Raw genomic sequence first — 15,822 nt, 5'->3', positions numbered from 1 at the left:
CCCAATCTTGGGTCGGTACCGCGAAACGTCGCGGAGGACGGCCTGATGGGGGAGCCCGTGCAGCTCACGCTCGTTGTCGAGGACCTCACGTGCGCGGCCGACGAGGTGCTGGCACTGACTCTCGCCGACCCCGCCGGTGCCGAGCTGCCCGCGTGGCAGCCCGGAGCCCACGTCGACCTCGCTGTGGGCCGGGGCCTCGAACGCCAGTACTCGCTGTGCGGTGACGCTGCCGACTCCGCACGCTGGCGGGTCGCCGTGCTGCGCGAGCCGGCGAGCAGGGGCGGGTCGGAGTGGATCCACACGCGGCTGCGGAAGGGCGACCTGATCGCCGTCCGCGGACCCCGCAACAACTTCCCGCTCGTCGCCGCCGACGAGTACGTGTTCGTCGCGGGCGGAATCGGGATCACCCCGTTGTTGCCGATGATCGAGTCGGTGGCGGCACAGGGCAGGCCGTGGAAACTGGTGTACGGCGGACGCCGCGCTGCGTCGATGGCGTTCGTCGACGAGCTGGCCCGCCATGGTGACCGTGTCACGCTCTGGCCGCAGGACCTGCTGGGACTCATCGATCTGGATTCTGTGCTGGGCGTCCCGCGCGCGGGTGTCGCCGTCTACTGCTGCGGGCCCGAGGCGCTCATCGAGGCCGTCGAGAGCAGATGCGCGATGTGGCCCACCGGCGCGTTGCACGTCGAGCGGTTTCGACCACGGCCAGGAAACCTGGAGGGGGAGGACACCGCCTTCGAGGTCGTCCTCGACCACAGTGGCATCTCGCTGACCGTCGAAGCCGGGCAGTCGATCGTGGAGGCCGTGGAGGCGGCGGGCGTCGACGTCGACACGTCCTGCCGCGAGGGCACCTGCGGCACGTGCGAGACGTTCGTGCTGGACGGCGAGCCTGATCACCGCGACTCGTTCCTGCAGCCCGAGGAACGTGCATCGGGCGCCACGATGATGATCTGCTGCTCCCGTTCCCGGTCGGCGCGCCTGGTGCTGGACCTGTGAGAACGCGGCAGGGCCCGCGGCGTCTTGTACATCCCTACAACGTCTGGGGCTTCCGGTTCGGCACAAGCGCCCTTGTCGCCCATGGCGGTCCAGAGGGAACGTCGAAGGAGGCTGCCCCGGACGGTCAACGGCCCGGCACCGCAGCCGAGCAGAAGGAGGACGCGGATGAGGTTGAGTGACGCCCACAGCGCCGGAGACATGCGCCGCTTCGCTCGACGCAGGCTCCCGCGCGCGGTGTTCGACGTGATCGACGCCGGCGCGGGTGACGAGCTGACGCTCCGCTGGAACCGCGAGTCGTTCGACCGGATCTCGCTGCGACCTCGCGCGCTCGTCGACGTCAAGAAGGTCGACACGACCACGACGATCCTGGGCGATCCGGTGTCGATGCCCATGATGCTCGCGCCGTGCTCCTTCGCCCGCATGTGCAGCAGTGCGGCCGAGCCGGCCGTAGCGCGCGCCGCCGGACGCGCCGGCACGCTGTACGCAGTGCCCGGCGGCTCGGGCGAGCGGCCGGAGATCGTTGCGCAGTCGGCCACCGGGCCGCTCTGGTACCAGCTCTACATGAAGCCCGATCACCAGGCGAATGTGGAGTTGCTCGACACCATCGAGCGGGCGGGCTACCGCACGCTGTGCGTCACGATCGACACGGCCATCAAGCCCTATCGCGAGCGCGACCTGCACAACAAGATCTCGCTGCCGGTCACGCCCTCACCGCGGCTCCTGCTCGCCGGCCTTTCGCGTCCTCGGTGGTCGAAGGACTTCCTGCTCGGCAACAGCGCGGGCTTCGATCTCATGGCGGCCAGGCGCGCCTACAACAACTTCGCCGACGCCATCATGCACATCAAGTCGGTTACCGCGGAGGAGATCAGCTGGCTCCGTGACCGCTGGAAGGGTCCGCTGGTGATCAAGGGCGTCCTCCGTGGGGAGGAGGTGCCCCGCATGATCGACCTCGGCGTCGACGGAATCGTCGTGTCCAACCACGGCGGCCGCAACCTCGACGGCGCGCCCGCCACGATCGACGTGCTCGCCGAGGTCGTCGAGGCCGCAGCGGGCCGAGCCGAGGTGTTCCTCGACAGCGGGGTGCGCCGGGGCACCGACGTGGTCAAGGCCCTCGCGCTCGGGGCCCAGGCCGTGCTCGTCGGTCGGCCGTACATGTACGCACTGGCGGCCGGTGGGGAGCGCGGTGTCGACCGCATGATCGAGCTGCTGCGCAACGAGATCATCCGCGCCATGTCGTTCGTGGGCGCGACCTCGGTCGCCGAGATCGACGCCTCGTTGATCACTACCGGCCCGGCCCCCTCCCGGGTCGATCCCGGAACAGACCCCGCGCTGGTCAGCGTCCACTGAACCACTCTCACCACCGGAGACGAGCCATGTCCATCCAGGAGCTCACCCGCCCCGACCTCCCGGTCCGCACGAAGGTCGGGATCATCGACTCCGATGTCCACCCATCGATGAACCCGGCGAGCCCCGGCGTGATCGCGCACCTGCCGCAGCGCTGGCGCGAGTACATGGCGGATGTCGGGCTCCGTGCGGGCATGCCCGGTGGGGAACGGCCGCGGCACCGGGAGTTCGCCAGCCGCTGGGATGCCGTGCCGCCGGCCGGTGGCGCCCCCGGCAACGACCCGGCCTTCGCCCGCAAGCAACTGCTCGACCGGTACGACGTGAGCGCCGCGGTGCTCAACGACATCGGTGGCTTCCAGGTCAGCGGTGGGTTGCGGATTCCCGCGGAGTTCTCCGCGGCGTTCTGCACAGCGCTCAACAACCACCGGGCCGAGTCCTGGTTCACCGACGACCCGCGCTGGTACGGCTCGATCAGCCTGCCGTACGAGGTCCCCGATCTCGCCGTTCGCGAGATCGTGCGCTGCAAGGAGGAGATGGGCGCCTGGAACGACCGCTGGGTGCAGGTCATGTTCGCCCCGGACAACGAGCGGCCTGCGGGCTACCGCAAGTACTGGCCGATCTTCGAGGTGTGCCAGCACTACGACATCCCCATCGGGTTCCATGTGCTCACCGGCCGGCGCATCACGCCATCGGGTCCTGCGAACTTCTACTTCGAGGAGCACTGCGACTTCGCGGCGCTGAACTTCCCCACCGTCTCGAGCCTGGTCTTCGAGGGCGTCTTCGACCGGTTCCCGAACCTGAAGATCGCGATGGTGGAGCTGGCCTGGTCCTGGGTGGTGCCGCTGGCATGGCGGATGGACCACGCCTACCGAATCATGAACAAGGAGGTGAAGCTGGAGCGGCTTCCCTCGGAGTACATCCGGGATCACTTCTGGTTCACCACGCAGCCGATGGAGGAACCCGACGAGCCGGCCTGGTTCGATGACGTCCTCGGTCTCTTCGAGTCCTCCGGAATGGCCGACAAGATCATGTACTCGTCGGACTACCCGCACTGGGACTTCGACGCGCCCGACTCGTTCCCGCTCTCGGTGCAGCGCCAGCCCGAGCGTATGGCGCGGATCCTGGGCGAGAACGCCAGCGCTCTCTACGGCCTCGACCTGATCCCCGGCACGGGATTCGACCTGCCGCGATGACGATTCGACCGGAACTGCGTTCGGCGAGCGACGCAACCATCGACGATGCCGTGACCCACGCCGACCCGATGGCGCTGCGTGGGCTCCTGTACCAGCTCACCGGCGACGAGAGCATCGCCGCCACAGAGGTGGAGCTCGTGCGGGCGGGCAATGTCGAGGTCATGGCGCTGGCGCCCCACGAGGTGGCGAACCTCCAGGCCAAGGCGGCGAGGTTCGTGAAGGCCTACCGCGACCAGGGCGCCGGCGAGCTCTCGATCGGCCCGGCCGACCGGCTTCCGCGCAGCCTCGGCCTGACTGCGGGAGTCGACCTGGCGGAGGCGGAGCTCCCGATGTGGCTCGAGGAGCTGGCGCTCGATCCCTGGGCGCGCGGGTTGAGCTGGCGCCGGCCGCCTGCGCCCGAACGGCTGGACGAGTTCTCCGTGCTCGTCATCGGGGCGGGCTTGGGCGGGCTCAACGCAGCCGTCCAACTCGAGCACGCCGGCATCCCCTACACGGTGGTCGAGAAGAACAGCGGAGTCGGCGGGACGTGGTTCGAGAACCGCTATCCCGGCGCCCGCGTCGACACGGCGAGCCGCAGCTACACCCACATCTACGGCGTCGACTTCGAGTACCCGAACCCGTTCTGCGAGCAGGCGGAGAACGAGAAGTACTTCAACTGGGTCGCCGACAGGTTCGACGTCCGCAAGAACGTCGTCTTCGACACCGAGGTCCGGTCGGCCGTGTGGGACGAGGCGGCGGGTCGCTGGGAGGTCACGGCGCACGGGCCGGACGGGACTCGCGTCTGGCGACCCAATGCCGTCATCAGCGCCGTCGGCTTCCTCGCGCGCCCGAACATCCCGGAGATCCCGGGCGCCGACACGTTCGCCGGCCTGTCGTTCCACACCGCCCGTTGGCCGGCGGACCTGGACCTCAGCGGCAGCCGCGTAGGAGTGATCGGCTCGGGGTGCACGAGCTATCAGATGCTCCCGGAACTGGCCGACCTGGCCGGGCACGTCACGGTCTTCCAGCGGACGCCCCAGTGGGTGTTCGAACGACCCGGCTACCTGCATCCCTATCCCGAGCAGGTCACGTGGCTCGACCGCAACGTCCCGTACTTCTCCAACTTCATGCGCTTCCGCAGCATGTGGCTCACCGGCCCGTACGTGCTGAGCCGCTCGTTCGACCTCGATCCGGAGTGGACGGACCCACTCACCCTCAGCGCCCTGAACAAGCAGATCCGGGATGACCGGATCGAGTTCCTCCATCGGAAGCTCGGGCATCGCCCTGAGCTGATGGAGAAGATGATCCCGCCCCACCCGCCGATGTCCGCCCGGCCCGTCATCGTCGACGAGAACAAGGGCGTCTATGACGCCATCGTGCGCGACGACGTCACGCTGGTCTCGGAGGGGATACGCGCGCTGAGCCCGCACGGCATCACCACCGTCGACGGCCAGGAGCACGCCGTCGACGTGCTCGTCTACGCCACGGGCTTCCGCGCGAACGACTTCCTGTGGCCCATGGAGGTGCGGGGCCGCGGCGGCAGACGGGTGGAGGAGCTCTGGGCGACCGACGGTCCGCGGGCGTACGTCGGCACCATGCTGCCGGGATTCCCGAACTTCTTCATGCTGTACGGCCCCAACACCAACCCGTTCAGCCTCGGGGTCGTCAACTTCTCGGAGATGATGACGAGGTTCGCGCTCGAACGCATCGAGCAACTCGTCCTCGACGGCCGGGCGTCCGTCGATGTCACGGCAGAGGCCTACTGGCGCTACAACCACGACCTGGACGAGCGCGAGAAGCTCCGCACCTGGAGCGACCCCCGGGCCGACAACTATTACCGCAACGCGTACGGGCGTTCGTCGTCCAACTGTCCGTTCCAAGGCAACGAGATATGGGACTGGCTCCGCTACCCGGACCTGACGGACTTCGTCGTCAGCTGACACGCGTACCTCGATCACGATGAGGAGTAATGGCAGTAAAGCTACGCCACGGCGTTTTCATGGCTCCGTTCCACAAAATGGACGAGAATCCCACGCTCCTCTTCCAGCAGGACATGCAGCTGATTCAGCTCCTCGACGAGCTCGGCTTCCACGAGGCGTGGATCGGTGAGCACCATTCGGCCGGGATGGAGACGATCTCGTCGCCGGAGCTGTTCATCGCCGCTGTTGCCGAACGCACACGGAACATCCGGCTGGGGACCGGAGTGGTGTCCTTGCCCTACCACAACCCGCTGATGGTGGCCGATCGCATCGTCCAGCTCGACCACATGACACGCGGCCGCGTGATGTTCGGCGTCGGCCCCGGTCTGCTCGCCTCCGACGCGCTGATGCTGGGTATCGACCCCTCGGTCCAGCGGGACCGGATGGCGGAGGGCCTCGACGTCATCCTGCGTCTGTTCAACGGCGAGGTGGTCACGGAGAAGACGGACTGGTACACGCTCGTCGAGGCGTCGCTCCATCTTCCGCCCTACTCGAAGCCCTACCCCGAGGTGTGCGTGGCCAGCGCCGTCACCCCGTCCGGTGGGCGGCTGGCCGGCAAGTACGACCTGGGCATGCTGTGCGTCGCCGCCGGTGAGAACGCCGGCTTCAACGCCCTCGACGTGAACTGGGCGATCGCGGGCGAGGTGGCCGCCGAGCACGGCAGGACGATGGATCCGAGCCGGCTGCGGCTCGTGGTCGGGATGCACCTGGCCGAGACGCGGGAAGAGGCGCTCGAACAGGTTCGCTTCGGCCTGCGGGAACAGGTCGACTACCTCAACAACAACATGCCACGCATCTTCGTGCCCGACGGCGTCGACCTGGTGGACTGGTACGTCGAACAGGGTGCCGCAGTGATCGGCACCCCCGACGACGCGATCGCCCGCATCGAGCGGCTGTACCAGAAGACCCCGGAGATCGGTGCCATCCTGCTGAACGCGCACGACTGGGCCACCTGGGAACACACGAAGAAGTCCTACGAGCTCTATGCCCGCTACGTGATGCCGCATTTCGAGGGGTACAACACGCCGCGGCAGAACTCCTACGACTGGGTCACCGCACACCAGCAGGAACTGACCGATAAACGAAAGATCGCTGCCCGGGCCATGTTCGACAAGCACGAGGCGGAGTGGGCCCAGAAGCGCGCGGCCTACCCGGCCCGGCCCGGTCAGGGCATGGAAGCGGCATTCGGCTGACCTGTCGATCCGGCCGGCGTGTGTATCTGCACACAGCGCGGCCATGAACGGCGGCGAGTGTCATATTGACGCCGTTTGCCGCAAGGCGTTATTTTCGAAATACATCGATTCGACGGCCGTCCGAATATTCGGACAATGGTTCTCTCGGCGGGTCACAGCGTCGGAGGGTCCGTCGTGTCGCAACCGGAGGAACTCGATGACGCGCCCTCCCCTCAGTCGCCGCTCCTTTCTGACTCTCTCGGGTGCGGGCCTCGCAGCTCTCGGTCTCGCCGCGTGTTCGGTTCCGCCCGGGCCGAACATCGCGGAGACCGCAGCCGTGGCGCCGGTCGACCCGGACTTCATCAAGAAGAACTTCGCCGGTCCCGGCGGCGCGACGGTGGGCGCAGGCCTGCCGATCACCGTCGGAGCGACGTTGTTGCTGAGCACGTTCCAGGCGTACTACGGGCAGCTCAGCCTCAGGGGTATGGAGTTGGCGGCCGAGCAGATCGCGGCCGCGGGTGGGCCGCAGTTCACGTTCGTTCCGAAGGACGTCGCGGCGTCCACCACCGCGGGTGCCGATGCCGTCCGCGACTTCGCCTCGCGGGGGATCGGAATGGTGCTGGCCGCCAACGTCTTCAACGTGGGGAGCATGGTCGGCCCACTGGCCCAGTTCAAGATTCTCGGTATCGATCCGGGCGGTGGCACGTCCACGCTCTTCCAGAAGCTGCCCTTCGTGTGGGGCGCACGCGCCCTCGCGCCCAACGACACATTCCCCATCGGCCTGCAGTACATGACGGCCGCGCTGCCCGAGGCCCGCAAGATCACGCTGCTCAACACGAACTCCGGCGACTTCAGCGCTGCGCTCGAGGCCGACTTCCGTAACGCGGTGTCGAAGTTCGGTCCGAAAGGTGCCGAGGTCTCCACCGTCGTCTACATCGCGACGAACGCCGGTGGCGACTTCACGGCGGCCCTCACGGAGGCGCGCCGGATCAAGCCTGACGTGTTCTTCACCCCGCTCTACGGCAGCGACCCACCCGCGTTCATGAAGAAGTTCGCCACGAGCGGGCTCAAAGCCACGGTCATCGGGTCGGACTACGCGTCCTCGACGGCTGAGATCGCCGGCTCCGCGATGAACGGGTACGTGTTCGCCGCTGACTACTTCGACAGCAATCCGCGCAACGACTGGGGCACGTACTTCGTCTCGACCTACTACGCCAAGCACAAGGAGATCCCGGACTACTTCCCGGCCAACTACTACGAGTCCACCTTCCTGCTCTGGGAGCTGGTCAAACGGGTCATCAAGAAGGGTGGTGACCCGCAGGACGGGGAGCAGCTGCAGAACGCGCTGCTCGACGACCCCACGTTCAGCAGTGTCTACGGGACGGGCTCGCCGGCAGGGCGGCTGGAGTTCGACCCGGTGACCCACACGCTCGCCACGCGCCCCATGGGGATCTTCGAGGTGCGCGACACGGTGCCCAAGCTGCTCGCCTCCGGCGACATCGGAGGGCGCGACTTCTCACTCTCCAAGCCCTGAGCCCGGCGAACCCATAGAGAGGAGTGCCGTGGAGATACAACATCTCATCCAGCTGCTGATCAACGGGCTCGTCGACGGCACCAAGATCGCGTTGCTCGCCGCCAGCTTCGGGCTGATCATCTCCATAACCCGGCGGTTCCACGTCGCCTACATCTCGACGTACGTGCTCGCCGTGTACACGGCGATCTTCTTCGTCCGCACCTTCTACCTCATCGTGCCGATCGCCGTGATCATCGGTCTCGCCGTGGGCACGGCGTTGGGCGTCCTGCTGGAGCTGATCGTGTACCGGCCGATCAGCCGGCGCGCCGAGCGCACGGGCAACGACCCGCTCATCCCCGTCTTCATCGCCTCGCTCGGTGTCACGGTCGTCGTGCAGAACGCGCTCTCGATCGGCTTCAACACCCAGCCACTGCCGCTGGAGGTCATCCCGCCTGCAGGTGTGCTGATCGGGGAGGTCAACTTCACCAACCTCGACATCCTGACCGTGATCGTGGGCGTCCTGATCATCGGTGCTCTGCAGTACTTCCTCACGCGCACCCGCTGGGGCCGCTGGATCGGCGGGGTGCGGGTGAACCCGACGATGGCGGCGTCGGTGGGCATCAACACAGGCCGGATGTTCCTGCTGGTGTTCGCGATCGGCTCGCTGGTCAGCGGCATCCTCGGGATGATCGACGCGACGAACACGGCCGCGAGCCCCGGCATGGGCTTCGACAGGGTGTTCTACGGGTTCGTCGTCGCCGCGCTGGCAGGCGCGTCCGCCTCGCCGGTGAAGCTGGCCGTGTACGGCGTGGCCATCGGTGAGGTGGCGAGCCTCTCCGCGTTGTTCATCGCTCCCGCATGGAGCGTCCTCGTGGTCTTCTCGATCTTGCTGATCTACGTCGCCGTCCGGGCGGTGCAGGTGGTCGCGCCGTCCGTCCGTGCTCGGTTCGCCCCGTCGCCTGCCGCGCCCGGAGGTGCGTCCTCATGAACATCGACCTGGTCAACCAGATCCTGATCATGATCATGTTCGCTGCGTCCCTCAACCTGATCCTGGGATACACCGGCCAGCCGACGATCGCCCACGCCGCCTTCGGCGCGGTCGGCGGCTACACCGCGGCGCTGTTCTCCGTGCACCTCGGTGTGCCATTCCTGCTCGGGCTGGTGCTCGCGATCGGCGTCGGATACCTGTTCGGTGCCCTGGTCAGCCTCCCGGCGCTCGCGCTCGGCTCCGACTGGGTCATCCTGCTGACGCTCGCGTTCGCCTACATCGTCAACCAGCTGACGATGACGCTGCCCGCGCTCGGCGGCGGCTACAACCTCACCGGCGTCCTGCCGATCTCCCTGTTCGGGCAGGAGATCACTGATCCGGGCGCGATCTTCTGGGTGTTCCTGGTGATCTCCCTGCTCGTCGTGGGGGTCTGCCGGCGCCTGGGGGAGTCGCCGTTCGGGCGCGTGCTCAAGGGCCTGCGCGAGGACGAGGCGGCCACCCGGTCGCTCGGCAAGAACACCACCCGGTTCAAGGTGTCGGTGTTCGCACTGACGTCGGGCATCGCGGGCCTCGCCGGTGCGTGTCTCGTCTACTACTACTCGACGGCCAACCCGCTCTTCTTCTCGCTGAACCAGTCGATCGCGATGATGTCGATGGTCATCATCGGAGGCTCCGGCAACATGATCGGAGCGATCGTCGGCGCGATCCTGATCCAGGGCTCGACGCCGTTCCTCCAGAACGTCGTGGCGATCGCGCCGGAGCAGGCCACGTTCGTCCAGCAGGTGATCTACGGCCTGGCGCTCGTGCTGGTGAGCATCCTGCGGCCGTCGGGCATCGTGAAGGAACGGGCGGGCGCGTCGCTGCGCGGGCTCCTGCGGCGCCGGGGGATCACCACCGACCCGGCCGCCGTGGGTGTGCCGGCCGAGCCTGCGACCGAACACAACGCCGCTGCCGTGGGGAGCGCTGGGCACCGAACCGTGGCGCTGGCCGGGAGCGGCGCCGGTGGAGCGGGCCTTCCTGCACTGCCACCGCCGCCCGACACCACGCCGCTGCCGTCACGACCGGAGCCCTCCGACGGTCGGCGCGTCGTGCTGCGCGTCACCGGCCTGCGCAAGCGCTTCGGCGGCATCGTCGCCGTCGACGGGGTGGACCTCGAGCTCGAACGCCATCGCCTCACCGCCCTCATCGGCCCGAACGGCGCGGGCAAGAGCACCTTGTTCGGCCTCTGGACCGGCTTCATCTCTCCCGACGAGGGGCGCGTCGAGCTGGAAGGCGAGTCGATCGTCGGTCTCACCCCGGACGCCGTGGTGTCCCGCGGCATGGTCCGGTCCTTCCAGGACACGCGGCTGTTCCACGCGATGACCGTGCTCGAGAACGTCGTGATGGCGGTGCCCGGCCAGTCCGGCGAGGCATTCGGCAGGCTCCTGTTCGACCCGATCCGCGGGCGCCGCGACGAGCGCCGCGCCGTCGACCAGGCCATGAGCTACCTCGAGACGGTCGGCATGGCTGAGCGCGCCGGGGTTGTGGCCGGCAGCCTCGGGCATGGTCACCAGAAGCTGGTGGCGATCGCGAGGGTGCTGGCCACGGATGCTCCCGTGCTGCTGCTCGACGAGCCCACCAGCGGCGTCGACCCGGCGTGGGTGGACGAGGTGGCCACCGTCGTCCGCAGGCTGCCCGAGCTGGGCCGCACCGTCTGCATCGTCGAGCACAACCTCTCCTTCCTGGAGAAGCTCGATGCCCACTGCTACTTCCTCGAGATGGGGAAGGTCCGCTCGCAGGGCAGGCTCTCCGCTCTCATGGCCGATGAGGAGCTGCGTCATGCCTACTTCGGCGTCTGAGGCGATCAGCGGAACCACCGTGCTGCGGGTGTCCGGCCTCGAGGCCGGCTACGCGAGCAAGCCCGTCGTCCACGGCGTGTCGATGGAGGTGCCCGGCGGGAAGATCACCGCGGTCTTCGGCCACAACGGCGCGGGCAAGAGCACCACGATGAAGGCGATCGCCGGGCTGTTGCCGTGCTTCGCAGGCACCGTCGAGCTCTTCGGTGAGGACGTCACGGCGAAGCCCGCGAGCCATCGCGTTGCGCGGGGCCTGGTCGCGCTGCCGCAGGAGAAGGCCGTCTTCTCGTCGGTGTCGGTGTGGGAGAACCTCGAACTGGGCGCGGCCATCGTCGATGACCGCACGCTCATCGACGAGCGCCGCGAGCGGGTGGTCGCGCTCTTCCCGCGGCTCGGCGAGCGCCGCACCCAGCTGGCCGGCTCGATGAGCGGTGGCGAGCAGCGCATGCTCAGTCTCGGCATCGCGCTCATGGCCGGTGCCCGCGTTCTGCTCCTCGACGAGCCCTCGCTCGGCCTCGCGCCGAAGGTCAACCAGAACCTGCTGGACGCGGCAAGGCAACTCGTCGAGCAGGACGGGCTCTCGGTCGTGCTTGTGGAGCAGGCGATCGGCACCGCGCTGGAGTACTGCGATCACGTCTACGTGATGCGCAGCGGCCAGTTCGTGGCGGAGTGCACCGGCGACGAGGCCCGCGCCCGTGACGACTGGTGGGAGGTCTTCTGAAGCGCCCAGCTCGCTCACCAGCCCTAGGCAGGATCATCTCGCTCACTCGGGAGGCCACGGTGGCATCGACCCGCGACGACGCACTCGCCCGGCTCATCGGGCCCGGCGGACCCTTCGAGATCAGCGAGCAGGACGTGCTCGGCGTGCGGGTTCGCGCGTACCAGGTCGGCCCGCACACCCTCACCGAGGTGCTCGAGGCGAGCCGCGTCTGGGGAAACCGCGACTACCTCGTCTACGACGACGAGCGCTACACCTATGAGCAGCACTACGACGTCGTCGCAGGGCTGGCGCACCACCTCGCCGAGAACTACGGGATCGGGCCGGGCGATCGCATCGTCATCGCCATGCGCAACTACCCCGAGTTCCCGCTCTTCTTCTGGGCGGCGCAGGCACTCGGCGCGGTCGCGGTGCTGCTCAACGCGTGGTGGACGGAGCACGAGCTGCAGTTCGGGCTCGACGACAGCGAGGGCGTGTTCCTGGTCGTCGATCGGGAGCGGCTCGAGCGGATGCAGCGGATCATCCCCGCTGCACGCGCGCTCCGCGGAGTCGTCTCCGTGCGCACCGAGCAGGCGCTCGGCGGGGTGGTGCCGTTCGCGGAGATGCGAGGGCAGCTCCAGACGGGGCTGACGCTGCGGCCGGTGGAGATCGGCACCGACGACCTCGCCACGATCCTCTACACCTCGGGCACCACGGGCCGCGCCCGCGGTGCGATGCACTCACACCGCAACCACTGCACGAACCTGCTCAACGCACAGCTCAACGGGGCCGTCGCAGCAGAGATGGCCGGCATCGGACCGGACCTGGGCCCGACCCCACAGCGCGGCGGGCTCGCGCACATGCCGCTGTTCCACATCAGCCAGCTGTCGTCGCTCTACATCGGCATGGCCGCCGGCTCGAAGTCGGTTCTCATGTACCGGTGGGACGCCGAGCGGGCTCTCGAACTGATCGAACGAGAGCGCCTGACGTCGTTCGGCGGTGTGCCACTGCAGGTCCAGGGCTTGTTCGACTCGCCGTCGTTGACCACGCGTGACCTGTCGAGCCTCGAGTCGTTCGGGTTCGCCGCCACCGCGATCGCCCCGGAGAAGGTCCTGCGGGTGCAGAAGCTGTTCGGCGGGCGGGTGGCTGCGGGCACGGGATACGGCATGACCGAGGCGACGTCGGCCGTCACATTGATCGGTGGTCAGGAGTACTGGGAGCACCCCGACAGCGTGGGAAGGCCCACCCCGGTCAACGACATCAAGATCGTCGACGAGCAGGGCGACGAGGTCCCGACCGGTGAGGTCGGCGAGTTGTGGGTGAAGGGCCCCAACATCGTGCGCGGCTACTGGCGCAGCCCGGAAGCCACTGCCCTCGCCTTCAGCGACGGCTGGCACCACAGCGGCGACGTCGCGCGCCTCGACGACGAGGGCCGTGTCTACCTCGTGGACAGGATCAAGGACGTCGTGATCCGCGCCGGGGAGAACGTCTACTGCGGGGAGGTGGAGGCCGTGCTCTACGACCACCCGGCGGTGCACACGGCCGCGGTGTTCGGCCTTCCCCACGAGCGGCTCGGCGAAGAGGTCGCCGCTGTCGTCCGCCTCGCCGACGGATACGGGTCGACCACGGCCGAGGAACTGCGGGCGCACACGGCCGAGCGTCTCGCCCGGTTCAAGGTGCCCTCGCGCATCGAGTTCATCACCGAGGACGTACCCCGCACGGCGACGGGGAAGATCATGAAACGGGCACTGAGGGACGGGCTCGTCGGCTCGTCCGGCACCGGCCGGGCGGCCGGCCGCTGAACGCGATTCCGCAGCAACCGAGCAGGAAGGCCGACATGACAGCGGACCCCTACGAGACGACCTACGAGAACCTGCTGCTCGACCGGGTGGGCAAGGACGGGCGGGTCGGGCGGATCACGCTCAACCGCCCGAAGAAGATGAACGCGCTCAGCCAGGAGTTGCTCTACGAACTCAACGACGCGCTGCACCGGCTGGAGAGCGACTACGACACCCGCGTGATCATCCTGCGTGGCGCAGGCCGCACCTTCAGCGCGGGCTATGACCTCACGCCGCCGCGCGATCAGGGCGCCGACGCGGTCGTCCGGTCCTTCCGCACCGTCGACGAGCAGGGGCGACGGCTCGTGATGGGCGTGCGCACCGGCATGCAGCAGATCGTCGACATCCAGATGTACTTCTGGAACATGGCCAAGGTGACCGTCGCGCAGGTCCACGGCTACGCGCTGGCGGGTGGGTGCGAGATCGCGATGATGGCCGACCTGGTCGTCGCCGCGGATGATGCCCAGCTCGGGCACCCCGGCAACCGGTTCGGCACCTCCCGCACGGGCGTCATCTGGCCCTTGGTGATGGGCATGCGCGCGGCGAAGGAGCTCTACTACACCGGGTCCTCGATCACCGGCAAGCGGGCGGAGGAGGTCGGGATGATCAATCACGCCTGGCCCGCCGACGAACTGGAGGACCGCGCGATCGACTACGCCGACAACATCGCCAACCTCACGTCGGATCACCTGGCGATCCTCAAGCAGAACATGAACCGGTTCTACGAGAACATGGGCATCTACTCGTCCGTGCGCAGCTCCGCCGACTACGACGCGATGAGCCAGGCCACCGCTCAGGCGTACGAGTTCCATGACCGGATGGACGAAGCCCACCGGGGCGGCACGGGCATCGGTCCCGTCCTCGAATGGCGTGACGGCCCGTACAACGACTACCGCGCGCGCCAGGAGAAGGGCTGATGACACACCGATGACGGAGGCCGGTCCGGCACACAGACCGTCCACGGACGACTCCGCCCGCCGGTTCCGGTCCTCGCGGCCGGCCCCGGCGATGCCCAGGGACATCTACGTCCTCTCGCTGGTGGCGGTCATCGTCGCTCTCGGTTTCGGCATCGTCGGGCCCGCGATCCCGTTGCTCGCCGCGGACTTCGGGGTCGGCAAGACGGCGGCCGCCACGGCCGTGAGCGCGTTCGCCCTGTGCCGGCTGGCGTCGGCACTGGCCAACGGTGTGCTGGTGGAGAGGCTCGGCGCGCGGCGAGTCCTCGCCTGCGGGCTGGTGCTCCAGGCGGTCACCACTTTCGTCGCCGGGCTGGCGCCCAGCTTCGCCTGGGTGGTGATCCTGCGCTCGGTGGGCGGGATCGGCAGCGCTGCATTCACCGTGGCGGCGATGTCGCTGCTGCTCCGGACTGCGCTGCCCACCCAGCGCGGCCGGGCCTCCAGCCTGTTCCAGGGCGGATTCATGGTGGGCGCGATCGTCGGGCCTGCGGTGGGTGGGTTCCTCACCGCGATCGAACCTCGGGTGCCGTTTCTCGTGTACGGCGCGATTCTCACGGTCGCGGCGGTGGTCGGCATGCTCTTGCTGAGCCGCCGGCCCGCCCCGTCGCGCGGCGACGCGAACGACCTCGACGGGGCGTCCGATGACGCCCTTCGTGCCGAGGCGCTGCTGGCCGAGCACGCGGACGAGGGCGGCACGGCCGCCCCGCGCGCGACCACGTCACGGGGAGCAGCGGATCGCAGAGCACGGACCCGGGCGTTCGCGGCATGTCTGGTCGCGAACCTCGGTGTCGGATGGATGCTCTACGGCGTCCGCAGCTCCCTCATGCCGATCTACGTGGTGGAGGAGCTGGACCGCAGCGCGGCGTGGGCCGGATCCGCGTTCCTCGTCGGGTCCGTTGCGCAGGTCATCGTGCTGTTGCGGGCGGGCCGGATCGTCGACACGTGGGGTCGGCGGCCGGCGATGCTGCTCGGCAGCGGTGTGATGACGGCGGCCGTGCTGGCACTCGCGCTGCTGCCGCCGAACCTGGGCGTGTTCCTCGGCGCGATGGCGGTGCTCGGTGTCTCGGGCGCGTTTCTCGGCTGCGCTCCGGCGGCAGTGCTCGCCGACATCAGTGGGGGGCGGCCCGGCAAGCGGGTGGCGATATTCCAGATGTTCTCCGATGGGGGAGCGGTGGTCGGGCCGTTGGTGTCGGGCCTGCTCGTCGACGTGTTCTCGTACTCCGTCGCCTTCGTCTCGGGAGCTGTCGTGCTCGGCGTCGGGCTCATCGGTGCCCTGCTGATGCCCGAAACGTTGGTTCGTGCTCGGGCCACGCGGCGCGTGTAGCGGGAGGAGAG

At 68.4% G+C, this 15,822-nt stretch carries 12 protein-coding genes; all 12 read left to right on the top strand.

Going from position 1 to position 15,822, the window contains the following annotated elements; genetic code table 11:
• The first annotated feature begins 45 nt into the window (after positions 1–45).
• The gene (locus ACQPZQ_RS29460) at positions 46–996 is read left to right on the top strand and encodes a PDR/VanB family oxidoreductase (protein WP_433286081.1); all 951 of its coding nucleotides are present in this window, start codon (positions 46–48) and stop codon (positions 994–996) included.
• Positions 997–1,161: 165 nt separating this feature from the next.
• The gene (locus ACQPZQ_RS29455) at positions 1,162–2,343 is read left to right on the top strand and encodes an alpha-hydroxy acid oxidase (protein WP_433286079.1); all 1,182 of its coding nucleotides are present in this window, start codon (positions 1,162–1,164) and stop codon (positions 2,341–2,343) included.
• A gap of 26 nt (positions 2,344–2,369) precedes the next feature.
• Entirely contained in the window at positions 2,370–3,533 is a 1,164-nt protein-coding gene (locus ACQPZQ_RS29450) for an amidohydrolase family protein (protein WP_433286077.1), read from the top strand.
• Entirely contained in the window at positions 3,530–5,452 is a 1,923-nt protein-coding gene (locus ACQPZQ_RS29445; RefSeq protein WP_433286075.1) for a flavin-containing monooxygenase, read from the top strand. Before ACQPZQ_RS29450 ends, ACQPZQ_RS29445 begins: the two co-directional genes overlap by 4 nt.
• A 29-nt stretch (positions 5,453–5,481) precedes the next feature.
• Positions 5,482–6,684, top strand: a complete 1,203-nt coding sequence (locus tag ACQPZQ_RS29440) for an LLM class flavin-dependent oxidoreductase (protein ID WP_433286073.1) — start codon at positions 5,482–5,484, stop codon at positions 6,682–6,684.
• A 196-nt stretch (positions 6,685–6,880) separates the two neighbouring features.
• On the top strand, positions 6,881–8,197 hold the full coding sequence (locus tag ACQPZQ_RS29435) for an ABC transporter substrate-binding protein (protein WP_433286071.1): 1,317 nt from the start codon (positions 6,881–6,883) through the stop codon (positions 8,195–8,197).
• Positions 8,198–8,225: 28 nt separating this feature from the next.
• Positions 8,226–9,164 (top strand): branched-chain amino acid ABC transporter permease, encoded by a 939-nt coding sequence (locus tag ACQPZQ_RS29430; protein WP_433286069.1) that lies wholly within the window; start codon positions 8,226–8,228, stop codon positions 9,162–9,164.
• Positions 9,161–11,002 carry a branched-chain amino acid ABC transporter ATP-binding protein/permease gene (locus tag ACQPZQ_RS29425; protein WP_433286067.1) on the top strand — a complete coding sequence of 614 codons (1,842 nt, stop codon included), beginning with the start codon at positions 9,161–9,163 and terminating at the stop codon, positions 11,000–11,002. The genes ACQPZQ_RS29430 and ACQPZQ_RS29425 overlap by 4 nt, the downstream gene beginning before the upstream one ends.
• On the top strand, positions 10,983–11,720 hold the full coding sequence (locus ACQPZQ_RS29420) for an ABC transporter ATP-binding protein (protein WP_433286066.1): 738 nt from the start codon (positions 10,983–10,985) through the stop codon (positions 11,718–11,720). The genes ACQPZQ_RS29425 and ACQPZQ_RS29420 overlap by 20 nt, the downstream gene beginning before the upstream one ends.
• 59 nt (positions 11,721–11,779) lie before the next feature.
• A complete protein-coding gene (locus ACQPZQ_RS29415) occupies positions 11,780–13,498 on the top strand; it encodes a class I adenylate-forming enzyme family protein (RefSeq protein ID WP_433286064.1) in 1,719 nt (572 codons plus the stop codon).
• Positions 13,499–13,533: 35 nt separating this feature from the next.
• On the top strand, positions 13,534–14,451 hold the full coding sequence (locus tag ACQPZQ_RS29410; RefSeq protein ID WP_433286062.1) for an enoyl-CoA hydratase-related protein: 918 nt from the start codon (positions 13,534–13,536) through the stop codon (positions 14,449–14,451).
• A 10-nt stretch (positions 14,452–14,461) separates the two neighbouring features.
• Entirely contained in the window at positions 14,462–15,811 is a 1,350-nt protein-coding gene (locus ACQPZQ_RS29405) for an MFS transporter (RefSeq protein ID WP_433286060.1), read from the top strand.
• Positions 15,812–15,822 lie beyond the last annotated feature (11 nt).

The organism is Pseudonocardia sp. CA-142604, assembly GCF_050948475.1.
GTDB lineage: Bacteria > Actinomycetota > Actinomycetes > Mycobacteriales > Pseudonocardiaceae > Pseudonocardia > Pseudonocardia alaniniphila.
This window is presented reverse-complemented; position numbering and strand designations above follow the sequence as displayed.

Excerpts from the sequence above, each read along its gene's own strand:
- ACQPZQ_RS29440 (WP_433286073.1), top strand. The coding sequence starts at position 5,482 with ATGGCAGTAAAGCTACGCCACGGCGTTTTCATGGCTCCGTTCCACAAA.
- ACQPZQ_RS29450 (WP_433286077.1), top strand. The coding sequence starts at position 2,370 with ATGTCCATCCAGGAGCTCACCCGCCCCGACCTCCCGGTCCGCACGAAG.
- ACQPZQ_RS29420 (WP_433286066.1), top strand. The coding sequence starts at position 10,983 with ATGCCTACTTCGGCGTCTGAGGCGATCAGCGGAACCACCGTGCTGCGG.
- ACQPZQ_RS29460 (WP_433286081.1), top strand. The coding sequence starts at position 46 with ATGGGGGAGCCCGTGCAGCTCACGCTCGTTGTCGAGGACCTCACGTGC.
- ACQPZQ_RS29445 (WP_433286075.1), top strand. The coding sequence starts at position 3,530 with ATGACGATTCGACCGGAACTGCGTTCGGCGAGCGACGCAACCATCGAC.
- ACQPZQ_RS29435 (WP_433286071.1), top strand. The coding sequence starts at position 6,881 with ATGACGCGCCCTCCCCTCAGTCGCCGCTCCTTTCTGACTCTCTCGGGT.
- ACQPZQ_RS29405 (WP_433286060.1), top strand. The coding sequence starts at position 14,462 with ATGACGGAGGCCGGTCCGGCACACAGACCGTCCACGGACGACTCCGCC.
- ACQPZQ_RS29410 (WP_433286062.1), top strand. The coding sequence starts at position 13,534 with ATGACAGCGGACCCCTACGAGACGACCTACGAGAACCTGCTGCTCGAC.
- ACQPZQ_RS29425 (WP_433286067.1), top strand. The coding sequence starts at position 9,161 with ATGAACATCGACCTGGTCAACCAGATCCTGATCATGATCATGTTCGCT.
- ACQPZQ_RS29455 (WP_433286079.1), top strand. The coding sequence starts at position 1,162 with ATGAGGTTGAGTGACGCCCACAGCGCCGGAGACATGCGCCGCTTCGCT.